Genomic DNA, 21,231 nt, shown 5'->3' on the forward strand with positions numbered 1-21,231 from the left:
GGAGGCTTACGCGCTAAAGCTGATGGGGGTCGGGGTCTGAAAGGAGCGGGCGGTTACGCTTAGAGGGGGAACGCGGTCCGGGAAGAGGGGAGCCCGCGTTCGAAATCAGTTTGCACTTGTGCTCTGGGTCCGCACGGCCCCATCTCCGGATTGCGCGGGACAGGTATCGATGGCGCAATCCTAATACTCGTGGGGGAGTAAGAGACAGGTGGAGCTCCGGTCAGCTTCTGTGATGATCCAAAATTTAGTTCCATCCCTGGTTTCATAAGCCGAGAGGATTCGAAACCCCTCACGAAGGGAGATGTCGTTTTCCTTCCAGTCCTCCGTTTTCACGATGCCCCAATCTCCTCTGCTGTGGCGTGAGAGGGCAGCCATGACTTCGTCTTGGGGGATGGCTTCAAGCGCTCCGGGGGTGATGACCACCTGGCCAAGGGGAAAATTGACCGTGGTTTTGGGGGGTGTCAGCTCTCCAGGCGGCGAGCCTTTGGCAGGGGAGCTGCCGTGGGCTTGTTGATGTCTTGGGTCGAACCCTGGTCCCATGGAGAATCTCCTGCAATGAGTCGGTGTGCGAACAAGAACCCTTTACCATATCGAGGATGAAACGGGAATAGCTCCCTCGGGTAAGTCCCGTGGCTTGTTCCTATCACCCCCCCCAAACTCCACCCTCCCTTGTTTGTCGCTGCCGGACCACCCAGGGTAATTGTGCCTAGAGACACTAACCCCGCTCACCCGACCCCGACTTCGGGGGAGATTGGACCAGACAAGATTCGGCGGATGACAGCTCGCAAGGTTGCAACCAAAAGCGGGGTCGTGGCGGATAGGTTCGCGTGGTCATCTCCTCTACACCCGGCGGGGAATGCCCCCACCACCCATGACTCAAGACCAGCGAGAACTGCTAAATCTTCGAACCTTGCCAGCCAGGCTTTCAGCTGCCGAGGCGGCGGCGTTCCTGGGGTTTCAACTTCACGACATCCCGGTGCTCGTCGCCAAAGGGGTTCTTTGCCCCCTGGGACGGCCTGAGAGGAATGGAAGTAAGTGGTTTGCCACTGTGGCACTCCGGCGCATCGCCGAGGACGAGAAGGCGCTGTCGCGGGCTTGTGAGGTGATTCAAAAACGGTGGAGGGCAAAAAATTCCCGTGGGCTCGGAGGCGTGAGGGGAGACCAGGCGGCGGGGTAGGTCGGGGAGGGGACCGATTTGGATCACCGGCGGGGGGACCCATGACGGCGCGGTCAGGGTCAGGCTGTCGCAGTTCCTTTGGTCCGCTTTGGTTCTTCCCTTCTCGTTCGGCTCTTCCTCATCCGCTCCTTGGCAGCCTTGAATCCCAGCTCATCCAGCCTCATCCAGCGCCAGCTTTCTTCCCGTTTTCTTGCTCTGGTTTTCTCCATCCGGCAGCCCCTGTTTTTGCACGGACACCAACCTCCATCAGAGATGGAGGAGTTTGGGAACCAGAGAATCTTCCCCGGCTGTGTGGTCGGCTCCTCTGCGGTATGGCAGCGGGATGCCCGCTTCCGGTTAGCCCGATCGCAGGCAAGACAGGGAGCGCCTTGCCCGAAATCCCCTCAGTGGGAAGTGATGCAGCCGCTCCATGAGCACGCCCAACCGGTCTTAAGTGAGCGCACACGCAGGCAGCCGATGGTCCGTTCTCTCACAACGACGATAAAAAGATGCGGATCCTGGACCTGCGTAAGTCGCGAAGCTCGACGGCGGCCACGAGTGACCCCAGCCGCGATGGCATATTAACTTGGGCATCCTCGGGCAGATCGGCCCCTTCACCGGTGCCTTGCATTCTAGTTAGAAACATACAAGGGAGAACCTAGCGGAACTCATGAAGCAGGGAGTGGCGGAGTTGGACGCGCCCATTCAGTTGTGCGATGCACCCTAGAGCTCAAACTCACAGCCGAGCCGTGCTCGAAGAGCTCAGAGCCTGGATGCTGCACCACCTGGACTACCGTAAGGTCGAGCCGAACTCCGGGTTGGGGGGATGAGTTCAGCAAAGAATGCCCGGCTCTTGACCACCTCCGACGAGGGCCAGGCCAAAGTGCCGCTCGTTGCCGCGACGGAAAGTCAAAATGGGGTGCATGACAAATTTCTTCGCACGAGGAGTTTTGGGGGCGTATTTCTCAAAAAGGTGTCCATACCACTAGACAGCGAAGCGCGCGTCGCGACTTTCTCTCTCCAATGGCACGCGACCTCGGTTCCGCCCGCCAGGACTCTCGATGGGTCACCCTCGTGGCGGATCGCCACCAATTTGTAGCGAAGCCCAGCGCGTTTCCCGAGAGTTGTCATGCGCCCGTTAAAATGCGAAATGCTGGAAAGTGGTTGACATCGATTGCTAAGTCGGGCCTTGTTTCTGTCGATGCCAATGGAGTCCACAACTCAATCAGCCCTTGCCGCGGATGATTACATCGTGTTGGTTCCGGGGAGGTCCCCATCGGTTGCACGCTCATCCTCGTTGGCTCGCCCTCCAGCGATTCAATTAATTTCTGATCGTTTCCTTCGGAGCTGTGGTTGTGATGCCACCACCTTCGTGGTGGGGTTTGGTGCATCCAAACCGATATTATTGACCACCGTCGGCAGGGTATTGATTGGTCATCCCTCAGCCTTTCATAAATCTCTAATGGTGTCGTTGATCATCGTTACGCTTCTTCTTCCGAGGTTAAGCGAGGGGGCCGTTGCCTATCGGTCGGGTTTCCCTTTGTTGCGAGGAACGTCACAACGTGTTGATGCGAGTCTAGGGATGTTTACAAACAAGTATTACCCTCTCAAATCTTTTTTGATTTCTCCGCCATCGATCCAACGGATAGCTTTTCGAAAGTCAGGCTTATACTTCCGCGTCGAAGGAAGGCCATTTCCCAAGAACTTCGTTGAGTTCGAGGGTGCTATTCAATCGAATACGTTCTATACGCTCCGGCTGACTCATCTCACAAATCCCGATTTGCCGGGTTTCGCTGGTGAAGCGGCTGGCCTTTCTTATTCGGCTTTTTGGGAGCTGAAGCACGAAGTAGCCTCTATAGCCGATCGCGATCAGCGTCATAGCGGTGCGGACGCTTCTCCAATTCCGATTGTTGAATCAGCTTACGGCCACTTGGAAGATATTCTTGGGTTGGGATTTTCGCGACCGGATCGAAGCTCCTTTCAGTGGACTTCGGAAACCGAGTTCGAGGTTCGAGTTTTGGCTGGAACGGATTTTGTTCCGATCAGAGGTCAAGTGATTGAGGACGACGGCGATCGACCAACAGTCCTTGGATATTCCGGTCAAGCTCCATTCCCATTCGAGGAAAAATTGCATTACATCTATGAGGATGATCTAAAGCGACCAAATTGGTTGCCTGCCAGGATTGTTAGGGAACGCACGGTGGGCTCGACGCTAACCAGTCGGATAACCAATGAGATTTCCAGCCTAACTATTGGAGTGCGTGATTTGGGCTCTATTGGGTATTCCGAGGACTCCATGTTAGCTCGCGGTCTTTCGCCTCGTTCCAATGCACCGCTCGTGAAGGCATATTACTCGAATAACACGGCCTACGTTCGATCGAAAGGCAAGTGGATGGCTGTCCAGAAACCAGATATCGGTTTGGGTTCCAAACTGGAGTCGAGCGCCACGCGGCAATCCGTTTTGAGGATGGTCTACTTCGTCGTTGGGATTCTTCTTCTTGGCTTGGTTTTGCGCCTGACTCGACGCAAGAGGTCTCATAAACCATAGAAATCGAGTTTAACAAACAAAGACACAACTACTGGAATGAACATCATGAAAAAAATCATGCCTGCAATTGGAATGGTATTGTTCAGTGCGGCGGTCTACGGCGCGGTCTGTTTTGGTGACGTATACACCAGTTGCGGTAATAAGACGTTGCGCGTCACCGTGCCATGTGGCCTGCTTGGTCCACAGACCCATACTTGTCAGGCTTCGAGTTCTGGTTTTTACGACGACGTCATCAGCGTTGCAAATGGTCTATCGACGACCATCAACGTGGGTGAATACATTTGTTACTGGCAGTGCGACGTCTTCGATTGGTGCTCAGGGGTTACGATTGGTTTATCTAGTAGCCAGACTAGAGGCAAATTCAACGCTTATGGATCACCGTGTTCTGCTTGATCTTCGCTCAAAATAGGAACTTATTCTTAAGTCTGGGACCAAGGTCCCAGACTTCTTTGTTACCCACAAACATCAACGAATGCAGAATTAGCCCGAGTGCCATCCTCACTTAATTGCCCTCTCCTCACATCATCCCGGCAAGTTCCGGCTTGCTCAAACTTGTCGAACGATGGTTCGCGGAACTCCCGGGTGACCGTATCCCGCGGGGCGTTTTCGTCAGCGAGGAAGATGGTGAGTAGTGAAAGCGAGCGACCATAGTATCCCTTGCAGCTTGGATCAAAGACCCCAAGCCTTTGGTGTGGACGGCGACATTGGAATCGGTTCTCGAAAGACTAGGCAGATACAAACATGCCCTGAGGAAATCAAGCCTTGTTGCATTTAACCGCGAATGCGGAAAAACCAGAAAAAATATCTCCAGTCGCTTGTGCGACACCACGATATCAGGTCTATGGAGAACCGTCCGGGGGGCAACACCAATCGATGAAAATCCAACTACCTTTTCTAGGGCGATTATATTTTTGCTGTGCAGGAATCTTGCTGTTGGCTCTTTCGGGAGCAAAGCTTCTCTCCTGCCTTCAAGATACCCCGGTTTTGGATGTGGGGGACCCAGTATTCGGATGCTCTCTGAGATCTGTTCTCCTCATAGTTGGAACTTGTGAGTTGCTCGCGGCTATCTTGCTTCTCTCCTCCTCCAATGCACAGCTTTTGAGTTGGGTGCTGCTGTTGATCTCTGCATTAGCCATTGGCTATCGTCTCACTAAATGGGGAATGGGTGTCGCGCCACCTTGTCCCTGTCTTGGACTCGCCTCCGATTGGATGGGCTGGCATCCAGTGATGGTCGATCGGGTTCTACGCGGTACTCTGGTCTATTTCATTATCGGAAGTTCCCTTATCCTTCTCACGGGCAGAGATATGCAAGTGCGTGGGGAACACGATGTGTCAGCATAGAACAGCTCGCTGGATTGTTAGAGGTCTGAACTTCAACGGTAATGAACTCTGCTCCGATACTCGGCCCATAGCGGCAAAGCTGCCACTCAACAGTGCCAAACTAGTGTGCCCTACAAACGGATTTCACCTTCCAGCATGTCCACAAATTCACTGATGGGTGGTCTGCGACCGACCGCAATTCTTGGCCATAGTGTTCTGATCCTGGTTTTAGTAGCTTGCCTTTGCTGGAATAGTCCCTGGTTTACTATAGCTTTGCTTCTCATTTTGAGAGACTTGGGAGTCGCTCACCACAGCGCAGGTTTATTGTTGATCGCAATCAGTTTGGTAATCCTAGCTTGTATCACCTTGCGACGAGTGCGGCACACCCTAGCTTTAGCTATGCGTAGCTATGATTGGCTTTTGCTAGCAGCTCTAGCTCTGACTTTGCTTGATTTGAGCGGCTTTTCAACTGGATTGTCCTTGGGGCATGTCAATACTTTGTTCTTCGCCGCGTGCCTTGGGAAGGGGGTACGCGCTTGGACCTTTAGTCAGGACATTGAGCGATGTCGATTCGATCATGCGACCTACATAATCTTTTCTCTTGTTTGCATTCTGACGTTCTTATCCCTGTTGCCTAATGTGTCTTTTGACACTTTGTATCGCGGAGAGCTTCGATGGAATGGCATCTGGGGAAATCCAAATACGTACGGAACCTTTGCGGGGCTCGGTTTGCTCCTTGCAGCAGGGTTGTTGTGGGTTTGGATAAGAATTGCTCCAGAGAATCGCAAAGCCATGTCATGCGGCACCCTTGAAGATTGGAAGCGCCGGAGCCATATTGGTAGACCAGAAGGACCTTCACACCCTGGTTTCCGATTTCCGCGGTCTTTCCGGTTGAAAGGCTCTGTGGTCTGTTGCTTGGCGAGCCTATGGATGGTGATCGCATTGTTGCATAGTTACAGCCGGGGTGCTTGGGTGGCGACTATTGTGGGCGGTGTCTACATTGGTGTGGGAGCGGGGACGCTCCGTCTCGCTCGCCTCCCTGCCTGGATGCGCAGCAATGTAAGACAATTGGCTTTATTACTCCTTAGCGCAGCGGTATTGGCGGGGTATCAGTTGGCCGATACGAACTGGAGCTTAGCTGGCCGCCTCTTCTCGATTCTTAATATCAATGATTTTTCTTGGACAAACCGAATAGCGGCATGGTTTGGTGCTGTGGAGATAGTTGCCGATTTTCCGATATTCGGCGTGGGGTTGGATCGAGTTGAACTGATCTACAAAGAGTTCTACTCAATCCACAGGTTGGCAGAAACAGGCGCAATCCAGCGCAACGACTTTCTTCTTATGGCTGCAGGTTGTGGTCTACCCGCGACGTTCAGCCTCTTAACCTACTTCGCTGGTTGCCTGTTGTGCACCAAAGACACACGAACCGAGCAACCAAAAGTCCCTAAGCGGATAGGTCAACCTCAATCGGCCCTTGATCTGGAGAGGTTTCAGCTTTTGTGTCGGGGTGGTGCCATCTTCTTGATCCTGACATTCGCTCTGGACGGAGGATTGTTCGAACTTGGAACCTCCGCAGTTTTTTTTATGCTTTTGGAACTTGGCAGGCGGGATATGATTCTCTCATCGTATTATAGTCACTTGAGTTCTGCATTACCCCGTATTTGCCCAAGTCCCATAAGAACCACGTGCAAACCAGTGTGAAACAAAGGCGGCTAGCTCATGCTTCACTAGCTTTGGTAATCCTAGGAGTATTCTTGTGGGCCAAAGATCCGGCCCAATTCGACATCGTTAGTTTTTCACTGCCGGGAGCTCAGCAAGGAATATTACCCTTCATCTCAGTGATCCCAAAGATCTCGGATGTGCGCCTCCCGGTGGTTTTGTATTTTTCCCCGACTAAACATGGGTCATTTGAGTGTGGTTCTACATTGCGCCAGTTTGCTGACCTCGGATTTGCTGCAATTGTTATTGACCGTCAGCAAGATCCTGCGGCCTTCGATGAGGAACAGATCACAGCCTTGCTTGGTTTTCTCCGGGAGCAGCGCTGGGTGGACATTAGTAGGACGGTATGGGTGGGTCGCGGAATCGGCGTTCCGCGTTGTATCAGTTACGCTTTGGAGCGCGCCCCTTCGGCCCCCCGGCTGATAGTGAGTCTCGCCGAAGAGACAAATACCACCATTAGAGCCTATTCGTGCCAAGTCGCTATCCGCTCCAAAGGAAGTAGCTCAGGTATCAGTATCCCATCAAAAATCGCTTCTTCGAGTATCATTCTAGTAGAGAGCAACTGTATGGGGGAAGCGCGGTCCGGCGAGAGTCAAGAACTTGTTTCATGTCTGGAGGGACTTGGAATCCCTGTGCGTGTGAGTTCGTTGTCGCAGAAGTTCGACTCCTTTGGCGACAATCAGAGGCTTGCTATCCGCCTGATTGCGGAATGGTGTCGTAATATGCTTCCAGAATCCCCGATTGGGCTGAAATCTAGGTCGAGCAAACCTTCGTTCATCTCTCTGGAGCAATTTTGGCCCTTTGTAGTCCCCATCTGTCTTTTGGGCCTAATTCTAGCGCTGCTGTCCCGATATCATCTCTTCTCACGGGCTTACAACGTCAAGTTCGGTTTGTTCCATCCTCAGAATCTGGAGAGCATGAATGGTCCAAACTTTGATCGATATGCTAATTCTCGATGTGCTTCGCGAGGCGATCTATGGATCCGTCGCGCAAGCTGCTGCGTTGCCATACTCGCCACAATGCGGATCATCACTACATGTCTGCTTCCACTCTTGCCCGTTGTTCCATGGACCATCAACCTCATGTGTCGAGTGCGTGCAAACGCACCTGAGGATCAAGAGATTCGTCATTTGTCAAAGCACTCCTCACTGCTTGGGCAGCCTTTATCTTGTCTTTTGGAACATGCACAACTATCCCGTTACACCAGGAGCCTTGTTCACTGGAGCCTCCTGGACAGCGTGTATTTTGACTTTGTTCTATCTCCAACGATCAGTAGGGAAGAAAGTTCAAACTATTGCTGGCGACGCCCTTTATGGAAGCACTTGTACCCTCGAGTAAGGAGGGAAAAGAGTACGCCTGATGCCGCGCAGATCGTCGTCCGCTACCTGCGTGAGAGGATCGAAATTAATCCCTCGTTGAGCGATCGGCACGATCTTGGATTGACGTGGACTGGTGGGATCGCAAGCCCAGTCGACTTCGACCTCCTTTATGTCGCGGCGCTTCGTTCGGTGGCCATCCCAGCGCGTCTTGGTTCCAGTGGCCAAGTGGAGCTTTGGTGCGACGGTGACTGGAAGAGTGCACCAAGGCCCCCTGCCAATCTTATTGCAGACTATCCTTGATGCTCTCGCCCACATCGCCAGGAAGCTGTAAGGGTTTTGCTCATAATCCAGAGTGGTGACAACCAGCTTCGGAGTGTGGGTTGACATATTAAATATCATATAATTCATGCGACGAACAGCTTGGTCTTTTGCGACGATCCTAGTAGTAGCGATTTATCTCTCAGAAATCCGCACAGCGAATTTTCGGAGAGAATTGAGAGCTGGGGTCGAGAATTCGGTCTGGGCGCAGAGCCTATATCTTCGAGGCTATCAGCCGACTACCTCGAAGCCATTGACTCCTGCCGACCTCAAACGATTTTGTGATACCCTAAGGGCGAACAAAATCAAGTACGCCTACTTATTCGCAGGTCCGTATGATACAAACGGTATGTTGCCAGACTACGTATTCTCTCCAACTGCACGTTCTAGTGTTGAGACCATTAGGCGTGATTGTCCGGAGTTGATCCTTCTTCCATGGGTTGGAGGCATCGTCAACAAAACTGTATTTATTGACGACCTTCGATGGGTTTCAAACGCAATCAACGAAACTTCGCGACTGTTAAAGGAACAAAGATTTGCAGGTGTGCACGTGAACTTCGAATTTTTTACTCATCAGATCTCTGACGAATTCTACCCAGGGTTGCGTGGCCTCGATCACTATGGAGAGGATGAGATACAATTCTTTCAGGCGCTGAGGAAGAAACTGCCGAGCGCCTTCATCTCGACCGTTGCGGTTTCGACATCACCGATGGCAGTACATTGGAAACGGAAGAATACATTCGATGAGATTCGCTCCATCAGCAAATACGTGGATCAGATCGCAATCCTTTGCTTCGACACCAGCATTAGTGACCGGAGGGTCTTCAAAGAGAGCCTACGGCTTCAAGTAGAGAATATCAAAGCGTGGAAGGCGAGTGCTAGGGGTACGCAGTTTCTTATTGGCGTCGGAACGTTCGTCAACAAGGCTGAACTATGGAAGTTTCGAGATCTTGAGGTGGAGAGCATAGCGAATACTTCACGTACTTTACAGGATGTGTTGAATGAACCTCAGCCGCGTGAGACGCCATTGGTTGATGGTTTGGCGATATTCGCAGAGTGGACTACGGACGAAACCGAATGGCGACAGTTGCGAGAGAATTGGTTCGATCGGTAACAGTCGCTTACCATGCTCCGATGTAATTGTCATCGTGAGTCGAAGCGATATGGCGCTTCATCGCTCGGATAGGTTTCCATAAAACAGAACCATCAAGTTGGCCCACATTGCCACCGACAGCTCCGATCGTTTCGGACGGTTGTCCCCCGTTAGACCGGACGAAGGAGCTTTCATCCTCCTTTATTGGACCCCGAACCCCGTGCGGCGCGATCGCCCATCCGTCCTTTGTTGCCCAATGGTTGGCGTCCGCAACAATCGGTAGCGAGCCATCTTCGGTGGTGCGCTGGGGAGAATGCCAGGCGGCATACTGAGGATAGTTCGTTGTGGAGAACTTGTGGCCGCCTAGGTAATTATAACCTATCGCGTAACCATACTCCTTGGTATAAGCCAACATCCCGCCGTGGCTAAACCCGGGGCAGTAGGCTATGTTGCTCGTTCCAGAGAAGCGAACGATGGCTGTCATCGTCGCCTCCGACAAGTTGATGGTATGTGAATTGATACCTGCTGTCACGGACGTGCTGGCTGGCCCGTTGTTATTATCGAGGCCTGGGAGCAACTTATCATCACTTTCGCTTGCATAGAGCTGTGCCGTCAGGCAAAATTGCTTGAGGTTATTTAGACACTTGGTCCGACTTCCCTTTTCCTTCACGCTTGAAAGTGCAGTCGTGGAGAGTGCAGCGAGTATTCCAATAATGGCAATCACCACCAAAAGTTCTATCAAAGTGAAGGCTCTGTATCTCAAGGATGTAGGTCGGTAGTGATTTTTCATGGAGAGTAACGTTTTGTGACTGTCCCCAAACCAGCGCCACATTGATAAAATACCAGAATGCACCGAGAAATCTACAAAATTGTCGCCCAGACAGTTGGTTTTGGTGCGCGGCGGCGGAGGATCCTCGCCAATTCCTGAAGGGTTTTTGAATGAGGGTCGGATGTTCAGGATCTCATTGATGGCTTTAGAGTGGCCATACGCTGCATCCCGCTATCACATGGAGTCTAAACCCGTCCTGTTCAAATCCAGTAACAGGAGCACGGATGTATACACTTTTGCCCACGAGATTGTACGGTGAAACTGGTGCCCTTCCCCGGGGAGGACTTCCCAGTTGCCGTTTGTCGGACTGAAGCATTCCCTGCCAAGATAACGCTCGAGGCCAGCGCGTGCTAAGGATGGGGCTGTGATCGAGTCATGTTGCCCGTGGAATCCGTATATGTAAAAACGGTGGTCTGACCATTGCGAGATAGCGTCGTCCGGCGCGGAGGAGAAAGAAGTAATGACTATCCCAGTCAGTGGGCCGGACCAGCGTTTGCTCGCTCCTAGGACCAGCTTGGAGCCATGGCTCGAGCCCAATAAGACGATATGACGACCCGCACCTGGTAAGGTGTCGGTCGCATATCTACAAGCAGCAACTATGTCGTCGATCTGATTTGTCTCAGCATCGGCTTCCTCGAATGCACGACCATACCCCGCTGACCCTCGATAGTTAACACTCATAATGTGAATTCCATTGCTCAGCAGCCATTGTTTGGCTGGGTTCTGCTCGGTCGTGGCCTGGAGTCTTGGCCCCCCGTGCACGTCGATCAGTACACCTTTGAGCTTCTCCTTGGTCTGGGTCGACCGCCAGAGGATCCCCGGGATGCTAGTTCCGTCCACCGAGTTAAAGAAAACCATTTCTGGAGTTACATTCTCCGCCCTGGACTCACTTGGTAGTGGATAAATCTGGCTGACTTTCTTTGTATCGAGTCGGACTTCGAGTAGCGTCGATGCTGAGGTCGGCATCTTTGTTAGCACGTTGTAACTCTCACCATCAGCCAAAATGCGACATTGATGAACTCCGTTGGTGAGATCAAGCACAGGGCGTAGTTCCTGTGTGAAGGAGCCAAGAAGTGGTACTCGGTTTCCGAAACCTTCCAGATGGACGAGAAATGACGGGCCTGGCTCAAGCCAAAGGGGTGTCGAAATGTCACCGCGGCTAGATAACCTCTTGATGAGTTGCGATGTTTTGATCTCTACCTCGATCAGTTCAAAAAACTCGCTTTCAGGAAATCGAACCGTCATCAACATAGTCTTCCCACTTGGGGCCCAGGCAAGGTCTCGGACGATTGTTCCACTCGGCAGATCAATAGCCTTCAGCTCCTTTGGTTGAATTCTCACAAGCAGCACTCGACTACTCTCAAGGGCAGACACCGCAGCAAGCTCATCTCCGTTTGGCGACCATGCGAAGTCACCGTTGAGAGCAGCTTCGTCAAGAATCGTTGCAGGTTCACCATTGTCCTCGGTATTCACTGAGACGATCCTTCCAGAACGACTCTCTGTTGTGACAAAGTACGCAAGCTTTAAGCCCTCGGGATGCCAACGGATGGGCGGGGCGGCCGAGCGTGTGATCGGGGCATTCAGTCGATGACGCTTTTTGGTCCTCGAGCTTAGAACACACAGTTGGTATTGCCGGTTGCCCTCGCGTGCTTCCTGAAAAGCGATGGCTTCGCTGTCCGGATGCCAAGTCAATGAGAGCTGAGTGTCTGGTGACCGATCTGATGCGACAACAAGCCCCGAGACTCGATCTAAAATCGAGATCTCGAAATCCTTCTCATGCCGGGTTTTGACCAGAATGCGCTTACCGTCAGGAGAAAGGCTAACCGGCGACGGATATTGCGACAAGAGACAAGAAACTACTCCCTTATGCGCCTCAACCTGGCCACGATTTTGATTGGTCCAACACGCCACGAGTAGTGCGGCCAAAATCGCACTCGCCAACCATCTGCACGAGATTTGACCTTTCCGCATCAAGGGGGGGGGCAGATGAGCTCTCATTCTCAGGATAACTTGACCCAAGGACCGAATCGAGCGACTCTTAACATTCAGTTAGAATTGTTCAACTCAAAAACGTGGGATACGCACGCATGGTCTCTCATACTGCGCTCGCTGTCGCCAGTGTTTTTGCCAGCAGAGGCCTAATGTCGGAGTATTGTTCGGTAGATTAGGAGTACCGCCGATTAATCTTGCTGACTACTGAGAAATGCCTGATTTTAAAGGTCGATTTGAGTGCTAAGGCATTGGAAATCAATGCCCGCTAAAAAGGAGCGAAGGGCCGTCTCGGCCCATCGGGTGAGAGGGGGAAAGGATGAAGATGTAGGCCCGCTGCGCTCGTGGCTGGGAATCGTCCGAGGACGGACGACGCTAAACGGTCCAGACTCCTGCGACAAACTGCTTGGATTGACGGCCGTAAGTGCTACCTTTCTACACGTGAACCACCCTCGGAAAGTCGTTGCTCCCCGGAGATTTGTGTCAGCCTTTTGTTGGGTGTTGGCCTGTTTCCAATGGGCCCTGACTGCGGGGAATGCTGCGGTTCCTGTCCTCCTCAGAGTGGAGCCGCCTCCGGGGATCATCGCCGATCGTCTCCAGGAGATCACCGTCACGTTCTCCGAGCCGGTCAGCGGAGTCGACATCGATGATCTGCTGGTGAACGATCTTCCCGTTATCGGGGTGAGGGGAGCCGATGACACCTATACCTTCGCCGTGCTGCAGCCGGAATATGGTCCGGTACGCATTCGCTGGCAGGCCCAGCCCGGGATTCGCGACCTCAGCGAGCCGCCTCTGAATTTTGATCCGCTAAGCCCTGGAGCCACTTGGGATTATGTGCTGACGGATACACTGCCACCTCGGGTGGTTGACGTGTTTCCTAAGGCGGGCAGCACGATCAGCAGTCTTTCGGAATGGGTGGTTCAGTTCAGCGAACCGGTGGATGGCGTGGAGGCGGAAGATCTGCTGATCAACGGGTTGCCCGCGCTGGGGGTGGAGAGCCTGGAGAATGGTCGGTTTATCTTCCGGTTTGGTCAGCCCGAGCCCGGCCCTGTCCTTTTGTCGTGGCGAGCCAGTCACTTGATCACGGATCTGGCGGAGCCCGCTGGGCACGCCTTTGTAGCCGAGTCTTGGAACCTTAAACTGGACCCGGGGAGCGCCCGCGGAGATCTCATTATCAATGAAATCCTGGCAGCCAACGAGAGCGGACTGACGGATGAGGATTCGACCGCCACGGATCCGCAGCCTCAGGACTGGATCGAGATTTACAACCGTGGCAATCGAAGCGTGAATTTGGCCGGTTGGTCATTGACCGACGACCCGGACCAACCCGATCGCTGGGTCTTCCCCAGCCGCGTCCTCAATCCCGGTGCCTATCTGGTGGTGTTTGCGTCGGGAAAGGATCGTCGATCGCCCGTGGGAGCCAATCGTTTCCACACCAACTTTAAGCTCAGCCCTCGAGGCGAGTTCCTCGGGTTGTTTACCCCCGACTCCCCGCGGATCCTAGCAGACTCTTTTTCGCCGGGTTATCCGGTGCAGCGGAACGACATTTCGTATGGACGTGATACCAATGGGGTGGGGCACTATTACTCTCAGCCTACTCCAGGGGCCAAGAACGTCGGGCCTACTATCGCGGGCCTGTGTGAGGATGTGCAGTTTAGTGCGCCTCGAGGCCACTACAATGCCGCCTTCACCCTGCATCTCCACACGCCGACCCCGGCCGCATTCATCCGCTACACCCTGGACGGCAGCGAGCCAACTCTGCAGAACGGGCAGATCTACACGAACTCCCTCCGGATCACCAACACGGCGGTGGTACGAGCCGTGGCGTTTCGCGAGGACCGGCTGTCCTCGTCCGTGGGCACCTACACCTATCTCTTTAGACAGAGCGCCGCCAACCGCGCGCTGCCGATTCTCTCCATTGTAACGGCGAACAAGAATCTGACCGGCCCCACCGGGATCGCCGGCATTGGGGCCAACTATCAGAACCCAGACAAGCACGGGATCGCGTGGGAGCGTCCGACCTCGGTTGAATTCATACGCCCCAGCGACAACTCAGGATTTCAGCTCGATTGTGGGATTCGTATTCAGGGAAGTGACTACACGCGCCCTCGCTATACCTCGACCAGCAAGTTCTCCTATCGGCTCTACTTCCGCGGGGACTATGGCTCGGGACGACTCGAACAGCCGTTCTTTGAGGACTCTCCGCTGGCGGAGTATGATCAGATCGTTCTGCGTGCTGGTCATAACGATGAGGTGAATCCGTTTCTTCGGGACGAACTCGTGCGTCAGCTCTCCAGCGATCTGGGGCAGGTCGCCTGTCATGGCAACTTTGTGAACTTGTTCATCAACGGAGTGTACAAGGGGTACTACAACCCGACCGAACGGGTGGAGGAGCAGTTTCTGCAGGCCTATCACGGAGGGGGCGACAAATGGGATATTCTGACGGTGGGAAGTGCGGTTCAAGGCGGCGACGGGGTGGCCTGGACGGCGCTGCGGAACTTGGTGAATCGGACCAATGTCAGCCTGGCGACGGGATATCGGGAGGTGGCGCGTCGGCTGGATCTGACCAATTTCGTGGATTATATCTTCGTCAACGCCTACGCCGCCACGTGGGATTGGCCCCACAACAACTGGAGGGCGGCGCGGGAGCGTTCTACCAATGGCGTATTTCGGTTCTACGTTTGGGATGCCGAGGGAGGTTTTCTGTCGTCGCGTGGAGCCTCGTTCGATTCGTTCACAAGCAGCGATAGCGCGCTGGGCGCCTCGTCGGAGATCGCCGATCTGTTCAACCGGATGAAGACGAGTCCCGAGTTTCGCCTGCTCTTCGCCGATCGGGTTCACAAACACTTCTTTAACCATGGGGCGTTGATGGAATCGAATGTGACCTCGCGATTCGTGGAGATGCGTGCTCCTCTCCTCCCGGTGATATCGGGTTTTGACAACGGGATCATGACCGACTGGATCCCTCAGCGACGGCGGTTTCTTACGACTCAGCTTCTGAACCAAAAGCTATTCGCCTCCAGCAACGCTCCGACGTTAAACCGCTTTGGCGGGCGAGTTCCGGCCGGGTTCGAGCTTACCCTCAAGACCATCGCCACCAATGGCGTGATTTACTACACCTTGAATGGCAGCGATCCTCGGGTGATGTTCTCCAACGCGGTTGCCCCCGGAGCGACGGCTTATACCAACCCGATCACCCTGACCAAACCGGTCCTTCTGCAGGCGAGGACTTTGCAAGGAACCACCAATTGGAGCGCTTTGACCGTCACGAGTTTTTCCATCGAATCCTTGGCATCTCCTCTCCGCATCACCGAGATTCACTACAATCCGGAAGGCAGCAGCGCCCTTGAGTTTATCGAATTGCTCAACAGCGGCGATGCTCCAGTGAATGTGGGTGGATTCTCCCTGCTCGGTGTCGAGTTCATGTTTGTGGAGAACACCATCATGCCCGGCGGTGCCCGCTGGGTCCTCGCCTCCAATGCGGACACCAACGCTTTTGCGGCGCGCTATCCGGGCGTGAAGGTCGCGGGTCTGTTCGATGGCAGCCTGAACAATGGGGGGGAACGATTGTCGCTGCACAACCGCGCCGGCCACGTTTTGGTTTCCGTCGACTATCAGGATGGCCAAGGATGGCCGGTCGCGGCGGATGGCGCCGGTGCCTCGTTGGAACTCATCGACCTAAATGGTGATCCCGATTCGCCGGCCAATTGGGCCGCCAGCACCGCTCGTCATGGCACTCCCGGCCAGCCACGGACTCCCGCGCCGAGTCCGGTGATCCGCATCAACGAGATTATGGCGGAGAATGTTTCCGCGGTAGAGCACGGAGGCCTTTATCCGGATTGGGTGGAGCTGCAGAACCTCGGATCGTCGCCGGTTGCCCTCGACAACTGGAGCCTCAGCGATGACGGAGATCCGCGGAAGTTTGTCTTTCCCAGCGGGACGGTGATTCCCGGCGGGGGTTATCTGGTGGTCTGGTGTGACGATGTCAATGCCCTGGGCACCGGGCTTCACTCGGGCTTTTCTTTGGCGCGAAAAGGTGAGTCCTTGTTTTTGTATGATGCTGCCACAAATCGCATCGATGCGGTTTCCTTTGGTCTGCAGATTTCCGACCTGACCCTCGGGCTGATGGAGGGGGCCTGGGAGCTTGGGCTGCCGACGCCTGGTGCTCAGAATCGTGCGGCACCCGTCGCGGACCCCTCGCAGTTATCCATCAACGAGTGGATGATCGTTTCGCTGCCCGGCCAACCCGGATGGATTGAGCTGCGTAACCGTTCGGCTGAACCCGTTTCCTTGGAGGGCGTCTATCTCGGCAATAGTAATGTGATCAGCCGTCTGGCCGCCAAGTCGTTCCTCCCGCCCTTCGGTTACGTGCAGTTGCTGGCCAATGAGGTGGTCGGCACCGAGCACCTGGATTTTACACTGGTCCCACGAGCCGGTGTGATCTCGCTCTACGACCCCTCTGGAGCCGAACTGGAGCGAGTTCGTTACACCGGACAGACCAACCGCATCAGCCAGGGGCGATATCCCGAGGACAGCACCAACGTGGTTCAGTTTCCCAACTCCTCCAGCCCAGGCGCGGCTAACTTCCTGGCAGGCTACGTCGGTCCGATCGTGAACGAGATCCTCGCTCGGAATGCTTCGCTGACGAATCGCGCCGGTGTCGCGGTCGATTGGCTTGAGCTCGCCAACACGAACGACCTTCCGGTTGATCTGACCGGGATGAGCCTGAGTGTCGGAGAGATGGCTCCGGGCCAATGGTATTTTCCTACGGGCACGGTGATCGCCGCCCGCGGCTATTTAGTGATCGAATGCGACGAAGACCGTCCTGCATCCCTGGGATTGGACGCCATCTTGAACTGTGGTCGATCCTTGAGTGGCGAGGGAGGCGCGGTGCATCTGTTCAACTCAGCCGGCCAATCGGTTCACTCTTTCACGTATGGAGCTCAGTTAGTAGATCGTGCGGCCGGCTTGGCGGGTCTCCGTCGGTCGCTGCTCAGCTTCCCAACCCCGGGCGCTTCGAACAGTCCGGCGGCGGCACTGGGCAGTCCGCTCTCGTTGCGGCTCAACGAGTGGATGGCCCGACCCTGGGATGGCGACGACTGGTTCGAGATTTACAACCTCACCAACCTCCCCGTGGACTTGGCCGGGTTGGTCCTCACCGATGATCCGTCGGCGGCGGGCACGAATCGGTTTCGCGTCGGGCCTTTGACCTTGGTGGATGCCGCGGGGTGGATCCTCTGGATCGCAGACGGACAGAACCCCGCCTCGCCTGGTCATGTGAATTTCAGGCTCGCTGCGGACGGAGGTTCGCTCCGAATCTATGCGACGAACGGGGTTACCTTGGATGGGATCGACTTTTCCGACTCGAGCGCGGGCATCAGTTTCGGGCGGCTTCCGGACGGGACCGGGAACCCGGTCGCTTTCCCGAATTCGGAAAGTCCCGGAGAAAGAAACTTTCAGCAGCTGAACGGCGTCGTTATCAGTGAGGTCCTGGCCGAGGCGGTGCCCCCTTTCGAGCGAGCCATTGAGCTGGCGAACGTTTCAGCTGAGCCAGTCGATGTGGGCGGCTGGTATCTCAGCGACGATCGTCACAGCCCGTTCAAGTATCAGTTGCCGGGTGGAGCTATGGTTTCCCCCGGCGGGTTCCGAGTGGTGTATGAGCAGGACTGGAAGTCCGCGCCTGCTCCGTTGAACCTCACCGGAGCTCGGGGCGGGGAGATATGGCTTTTTGAGGCGGACACCGCCGGGCGACTGACGGGACGAGCCGCCTGGGCCAGGTTTGCACCGGCTCCAGCCAACACTTCCTTCGGAGCCTATAAGACTGGTCTGGAACTCCAGTGGCTACCTCTTGATCGCCCCAGTTTCGGGGTGGCAGCTCCGAGCTCGCTGGAACAATTCCGTTCCGGACAGGGGCAATCCAACAGTCTGTTTCGTGTCGGGCCCATCGTGATCTCTGAACTCTACTATCATCCGGTCTCGGGAGCGGGTGTGGATGCGGAGTTCATTGAGTTGGAGAATGTGAGTGCTCAGGTGGTGGACCTGGGCTCAGGTGGCTCGGCGGAACACGGATGGCGACTTGCCGAGGCGGTGAGCTTCGATTTCCCACCTGGAACGCGACTGCTTCCCGGCGCGCGGCTGGTGGTGGTGGATTTCTCCCCTTCTGAGCAACCCAATCGCCTGGCGGCTTTCCGTTCTGCCCACGGGATTCCTTCGACGAGCACCGTGATGGGTCCGTTCCAGGGCCGGTTGGACAACGCGGGTGATGATGTCCGACTGCTGGCCCCTCTGGGCGCGGTCGCGGCGTTCGGAACCGCCACTCACTACCTGGTCGACCGGGTTGATTTTGGCTCGCAGCGTCCGTGGCCGGAAGGTTTGGTGGATGGCGGCGGGGCGTCATTGCACCGCCGAACCTCCTCAGCGGTGGGGAATTCTCCGCTAAGCTGGATGGCTTCCAAACCGACACCTGGCTTCGTGGCCGGAGCTCCGATTCAGGCGCTTCCGGTGCTGACCTTGCCTCCCACGTCTCGGAGTTCGGTCCTGGGGCAGAGGGTGGCGTTCTCGGTGGTGGCCAGCGGGCCGGGACCCCTGCAGTATCAGTGGAGGTTCAACCAGCAACCCTTGGCGCGGGCGACGAATGCCCTGTTGGAGCTCGATCCGGTGCGCTTGGACGACGTGGGCCGCTACGATGTCTGGGTGGGAAACTCCGGGGGTTCTATTCTGAGCGCCGGCGCGGAGTTGGCCGTCACTCTTCCGTTGAGCATCGTGGATCCGCCCCAATCCCAGATGGTCCGTGGAAATGCCAACAGCAACGCCACGTTTAACGTGGTGGTGATGGGGGAGAGCCCGTTGAGCTACCAGTGGCAGTTCAACGATCATGATATCCCGGAAGCGACCAGCCCCCGGCTCGTTGTGCCGGGTGTGACCCAAGTGAATGATGGCCGTTATACGGTCCGAGTGAGCAATGCCACCGGAAGCCGATCGGCCTCCGCGACCCTGAGTGTCGTTTTCTCTCCAACTATCACTCTTCAACCTCAACCTCAGACCTTATTGGTGGGGGATACCGTAAACCTTCGCGCTGCCGCATCGGGCACCACGCCGATGACGTTCCGCTGGAGGAAGAGCTCCAGCGTGGTCTCGAACAGCGTTTCCGATAGTGGCGCGAGCACTTATCGGATTACCAATGCGAAGATCACCCACTCTGGATCCTACTCTGTACTCGTCACCAATGTTGCATCCAGTCTCAGCTCTACCAGCATCACTGTGACGGTCACCGTGCTCGTCGACACCGACAAAGACCGGATGCCGGATCTCTGGGAGTCGAACAACGGGTTCAGTCCGACCATGCCGGGAGATGCCGAACTCGATTCGGATCAGGACGGGATGTCGAACCGTAGTGAGTATGAGTCGGGGACTGATCCGCGCGATCCCGGCAGCTTCCTGAGGCTGGACCGCATCGCGGCCTTGGAGAATGGCGTCAGCATTTCCTTCAACGCCCTGTCCAACCGCACCTACAGCGTGAACTATCGCGATGATCTTACGAGTTTACAGTGGACGCGGCTGACCAACGTTCTCTCACGCACCACCAACCGCCTCGAAACCGTGGTGGATACCCAGGCGACTAACCAGTCGCGGGTTTACCGATTGGTGACACCAGGAGATTTTTAGTGTGCTCCGTGATGAGCCGGAGCCTTTTCTCCGGCCCGGATGGACACGGGTAGCCAGTTTTGCCGAGGTGCGAGCGGGCACGTCGCATACGGGGTAAAACCGCACGGAGGTGTGTAGGCACGATTGAAATCAATGATGACTTGGCCGTTGGCTTCTGGCCGGCGGACATAGAGAAACCGTCCGGCGTCATAGGTGGTGCGTCCGTTGGTTCGGTCCTTGAAGAGCACAAAGAAATCGTCGACGCCCTGCTCCTCCACCACTTCCAAGGAGTAAGGCTGCCCGTCCCAGTGAAAGTGCACGATGCCGGGGGACACAAAGTTCTCGGTAGTTCCGATCACTGTATCGATAGCCACCGAGCGCGGTTTTGGGTAGGCCTCGAAGGTGCCCGAGACTCTCCACTTGGGTTGGTAGGGGAAGTAGCTTAAGCCGGCGAAGCGCTTTCGTGCGGGTGCCCATGGATCCCGCACTCGAAGGCCGATTCGGTCGCCTCGATCGATGATCAGGAACTTGAGATCGCTGATGACCAGTAGCGTAGGGGAGGAGGCATGGTCGGACCTAAGCTCCAGGGAACTGGGGGCCGGTTGGCGCTCCACCCAAGCCTGGACGCCGCGGGACAGCTCAATCCTTACCGATTTCCCGTTACGATGCAGGACACCGATCGACTCCGGAGCTCGTTCTGAACGGATCACGATATCATTCGACGGATTGCGGCCAACGCTCTGCGGTCCCTGCTCCAGCCAATGGCGGCCGATCAGAGTGAGCCAGCCATTGGTGCCGGCGATCGATTCCTGCCGCTTCGCTTTCCACAACTCCCAGTCCGCAACAGCGGAAGTTGCCAGGTCGTTTTGGGGCGGTAAGGTCGACTGGCAACCCATCAGGAGGAGGCAGGTTGCGAAGATGGAAGTTAGAGTGAGAGGGGTGGGCTGCATGCCATTTTTGTCAGCATCGGGCTACCCAGCAGATTTGGCAACCTCATCTCATCGCATCTGGTCCCGTTCCGCTGTGGGGACCGGGTGTGATTAAAAGTGGGTGAGATCTCCCGACTCCGTCGCTTGCCGAAAAGCTGTAGAGGGCTACAGCACTCCAAACGCTTCGCGACCGAGTTGGGCCATAGGGAGTGCGGTAGACCTCTCTAAGCATTACCCACAAGTTCTTCGACCAAATGTTAGAATCCCAAAGGGATTCCGGCTCAAAGCCCAGGGTTGGCGCGACGCAGGAGCGCCTACCCTGGGTTAGTCGTGGTTTTCTCACAACCCCATCGCGGGTTGCGCTTGG

General features: G+C 55.4%; 9 protein-coding genes. 6 read left to right on the top strand and 3 right to left on the bottom strand.

All coding sequences use genetic code 11. The features are described 5' to 3' along the window. Positions 1 to 871 precede the first annotated feature (871 nt). The 5 genes from JNN07_13675 (at position 872) to JNN07_13695 (ending at position 9,494) form a co-directional block, all read left to right on the top strand. The gene (locus tag JNN07_13675; GenBank protein MBL9168782.1) at positions 872 to 1,177 is read left to right on the top strand and encodes a hypothetical protein; all 306 of its coding nucleotides are present in this window, start codon (positions 872 to 874) and stop codon (positions 1,175 to 1,177) included. Between the two features lie 1,186 nt (positions 1,178 to 2,363). Beyond that, positions 2,364 to 3,704 (top strand): hypothetical protein, encoded by a 1,341-nt coding sequence (locus tag JNN07_13680; protein MBL9168783.1) that lies wholly within the window; start codon positions 2,364 to 2,366, stop codon positions 3,702 to 3,704. Positions 3,705 to 3,749: 45 nt separating this feature from the next. Continuing rightward, complete coding sequence (locus JNN07_13685; protein ID MBL9168784.1) at positions 3,750 to 4,097, top strand: hypothetical protein; 348 nt, start codon at positions 3,750 to 3,752, stop codon at positions 4,095 to 4,097. A 1,326-nt stretch (positions 4,098 to 5,423) separates the two neighbouring features. Next, complete coding sequence (locus JNN07_13690; GenBank protein ID MBL9168785.1) at positions 5,424 to 6,725, top strand: O-antigen ligase family protein; 1,302 nt, start codon at positions 5,424 to 5,426, stop codon at positions 6,723 to 6,725. Positions 6,726 to 8,468: 1,743 nt separating this feature from the next. Further along, complete coding sequence (locus JNN07_13695) at positions 8,469 to 9,494, top strand: hypothetical protein (GenBank protein MBL9168786.1); 1,026 nt, start codon at positions 8,469 to 8,471, stop codon at positions 9,492 to 9,494. Between the two features lie 7 nt (positions 9,495 to 9,501). Here the strand turns inward: JNN07_13695 and JNN07_13700 are convergent, their stop codons facing one another. Beyond that, positions 9,502 to 10,263 carry a type II secretion system protein gene (locus JNN07_13700; GenBank protein ID MBL9168787.1) on the bottom strand — a complete coding sequence of 254 codons (762 nt, stop codon included), beginning with the start codon at positions 10,261 to 10,263 and terminating at the stop codon, positions 9,502 to 9,504. A 213-nt stretch (positions 10,264 to 10,476) separates the two neighbouring features. Next, entirely contained in the window at positions 10,477 to 12,147 is a 1,671-nt protein-coding gene (locus JNN07_13705; GenBank protein ID MBL9168788.1) for a prolyl oligopeptidase family serine peptidase, read from the bottom strand. Positions 12,148 to 12,771: 624 nt separating this feature from the next. On the opposite strand from JNN07_13705, the gene JNN07_13710 reads away from it, so the two are divergent. After that, positions 12,772 to 19,956 carry a lamin tail domain-containing protein gene (locus tag JNN07_13710; protein MBL9168789.1) on the top strand — a complete coding sequence of 2,395 codons (7,185 nt, stop codon included), beginning with the start codon at positions 12,772 to 12,774 and terminating at the stop codon, positions 19,954 to 19,956. Here the strand turns inward: JNN07_13710 and JNN07_13715 are convergent. Continuing rightward, positions 19,953 to 20,885, bottom strand: coding sequence for a DUF1684 domain-containing protein (locus tag JNN07_13715; protein MBL9168790.1), 933 nt, complete (start codon positions 20,883 to 20,885; stop codon positions 19,953 to 19,955). The genes JNN07_13710 and JNN07_13715 overlap by 4 nt on opposite strands. Between the last annotated feature and the right edge of the window lie 346 nt (positions 20,886 to 21,231).

It is taken from the genome of Verrucomicrobiales bacterium (assembly GCA_016793885.1).
Taxonomy (GTDB): domain Bacteria; phylum Verrucomicrobiota; class Verrucomicrobiia; order Limisphaerales; family UBA11320; genus UBA11320.

Bases quoted from the DNA above. Each gene is read 5' to 3' on its own strand.
- JNN07_13695 (MBL9168786.1), top strand. From the start codon at position 8,469: ATGCGACGAACAGCTTGGTCTTTTGCGACGATCCTAGTAGTAGCGATT.
- JNN07_13680 (MBL9168783.1), top strand. From the start codon at position 2,364: ATGGAGTCCACAACTCAATCAGCCCTTGCCGCGGATGATTACATCGTG.
- JNN07_13685 (MBL9168784.1), top strand. From the start codon at position 3,750: ATGAAAAAAATCATGCCTGCAATTGGAATGGTATTGTTCAGTGCGGCG.
- JNN07_13690 (MBL9168785.1), top strand. From the start codon at position 5,424: ATGCGTAGCTATGATTGGCTTTTGCTAGCAGCTCTAGCTCTGACTTTG.
- JNN07_13700 (MBL9168787.1), bottom strand. From the start codon at position 10,263: ATGAAAAATCACTACCGACCTACATCCTTGAGATACAGAGCCTTCACT.
- JNN07_13715 (MBL9168790.1), bottom strand. From the start codon at position 20,885: ATGCAGCCCACCCCTCTCACTCTAACTTCCATCTTCGCAACCTGCCTC.
- JNN07_13675 (MBL9168782.1), top strand. From the start codon at position 872: ATGACTCAAGACCAGCGAGAACTGCTAAATCTTCGAACCTTGCCAGCC.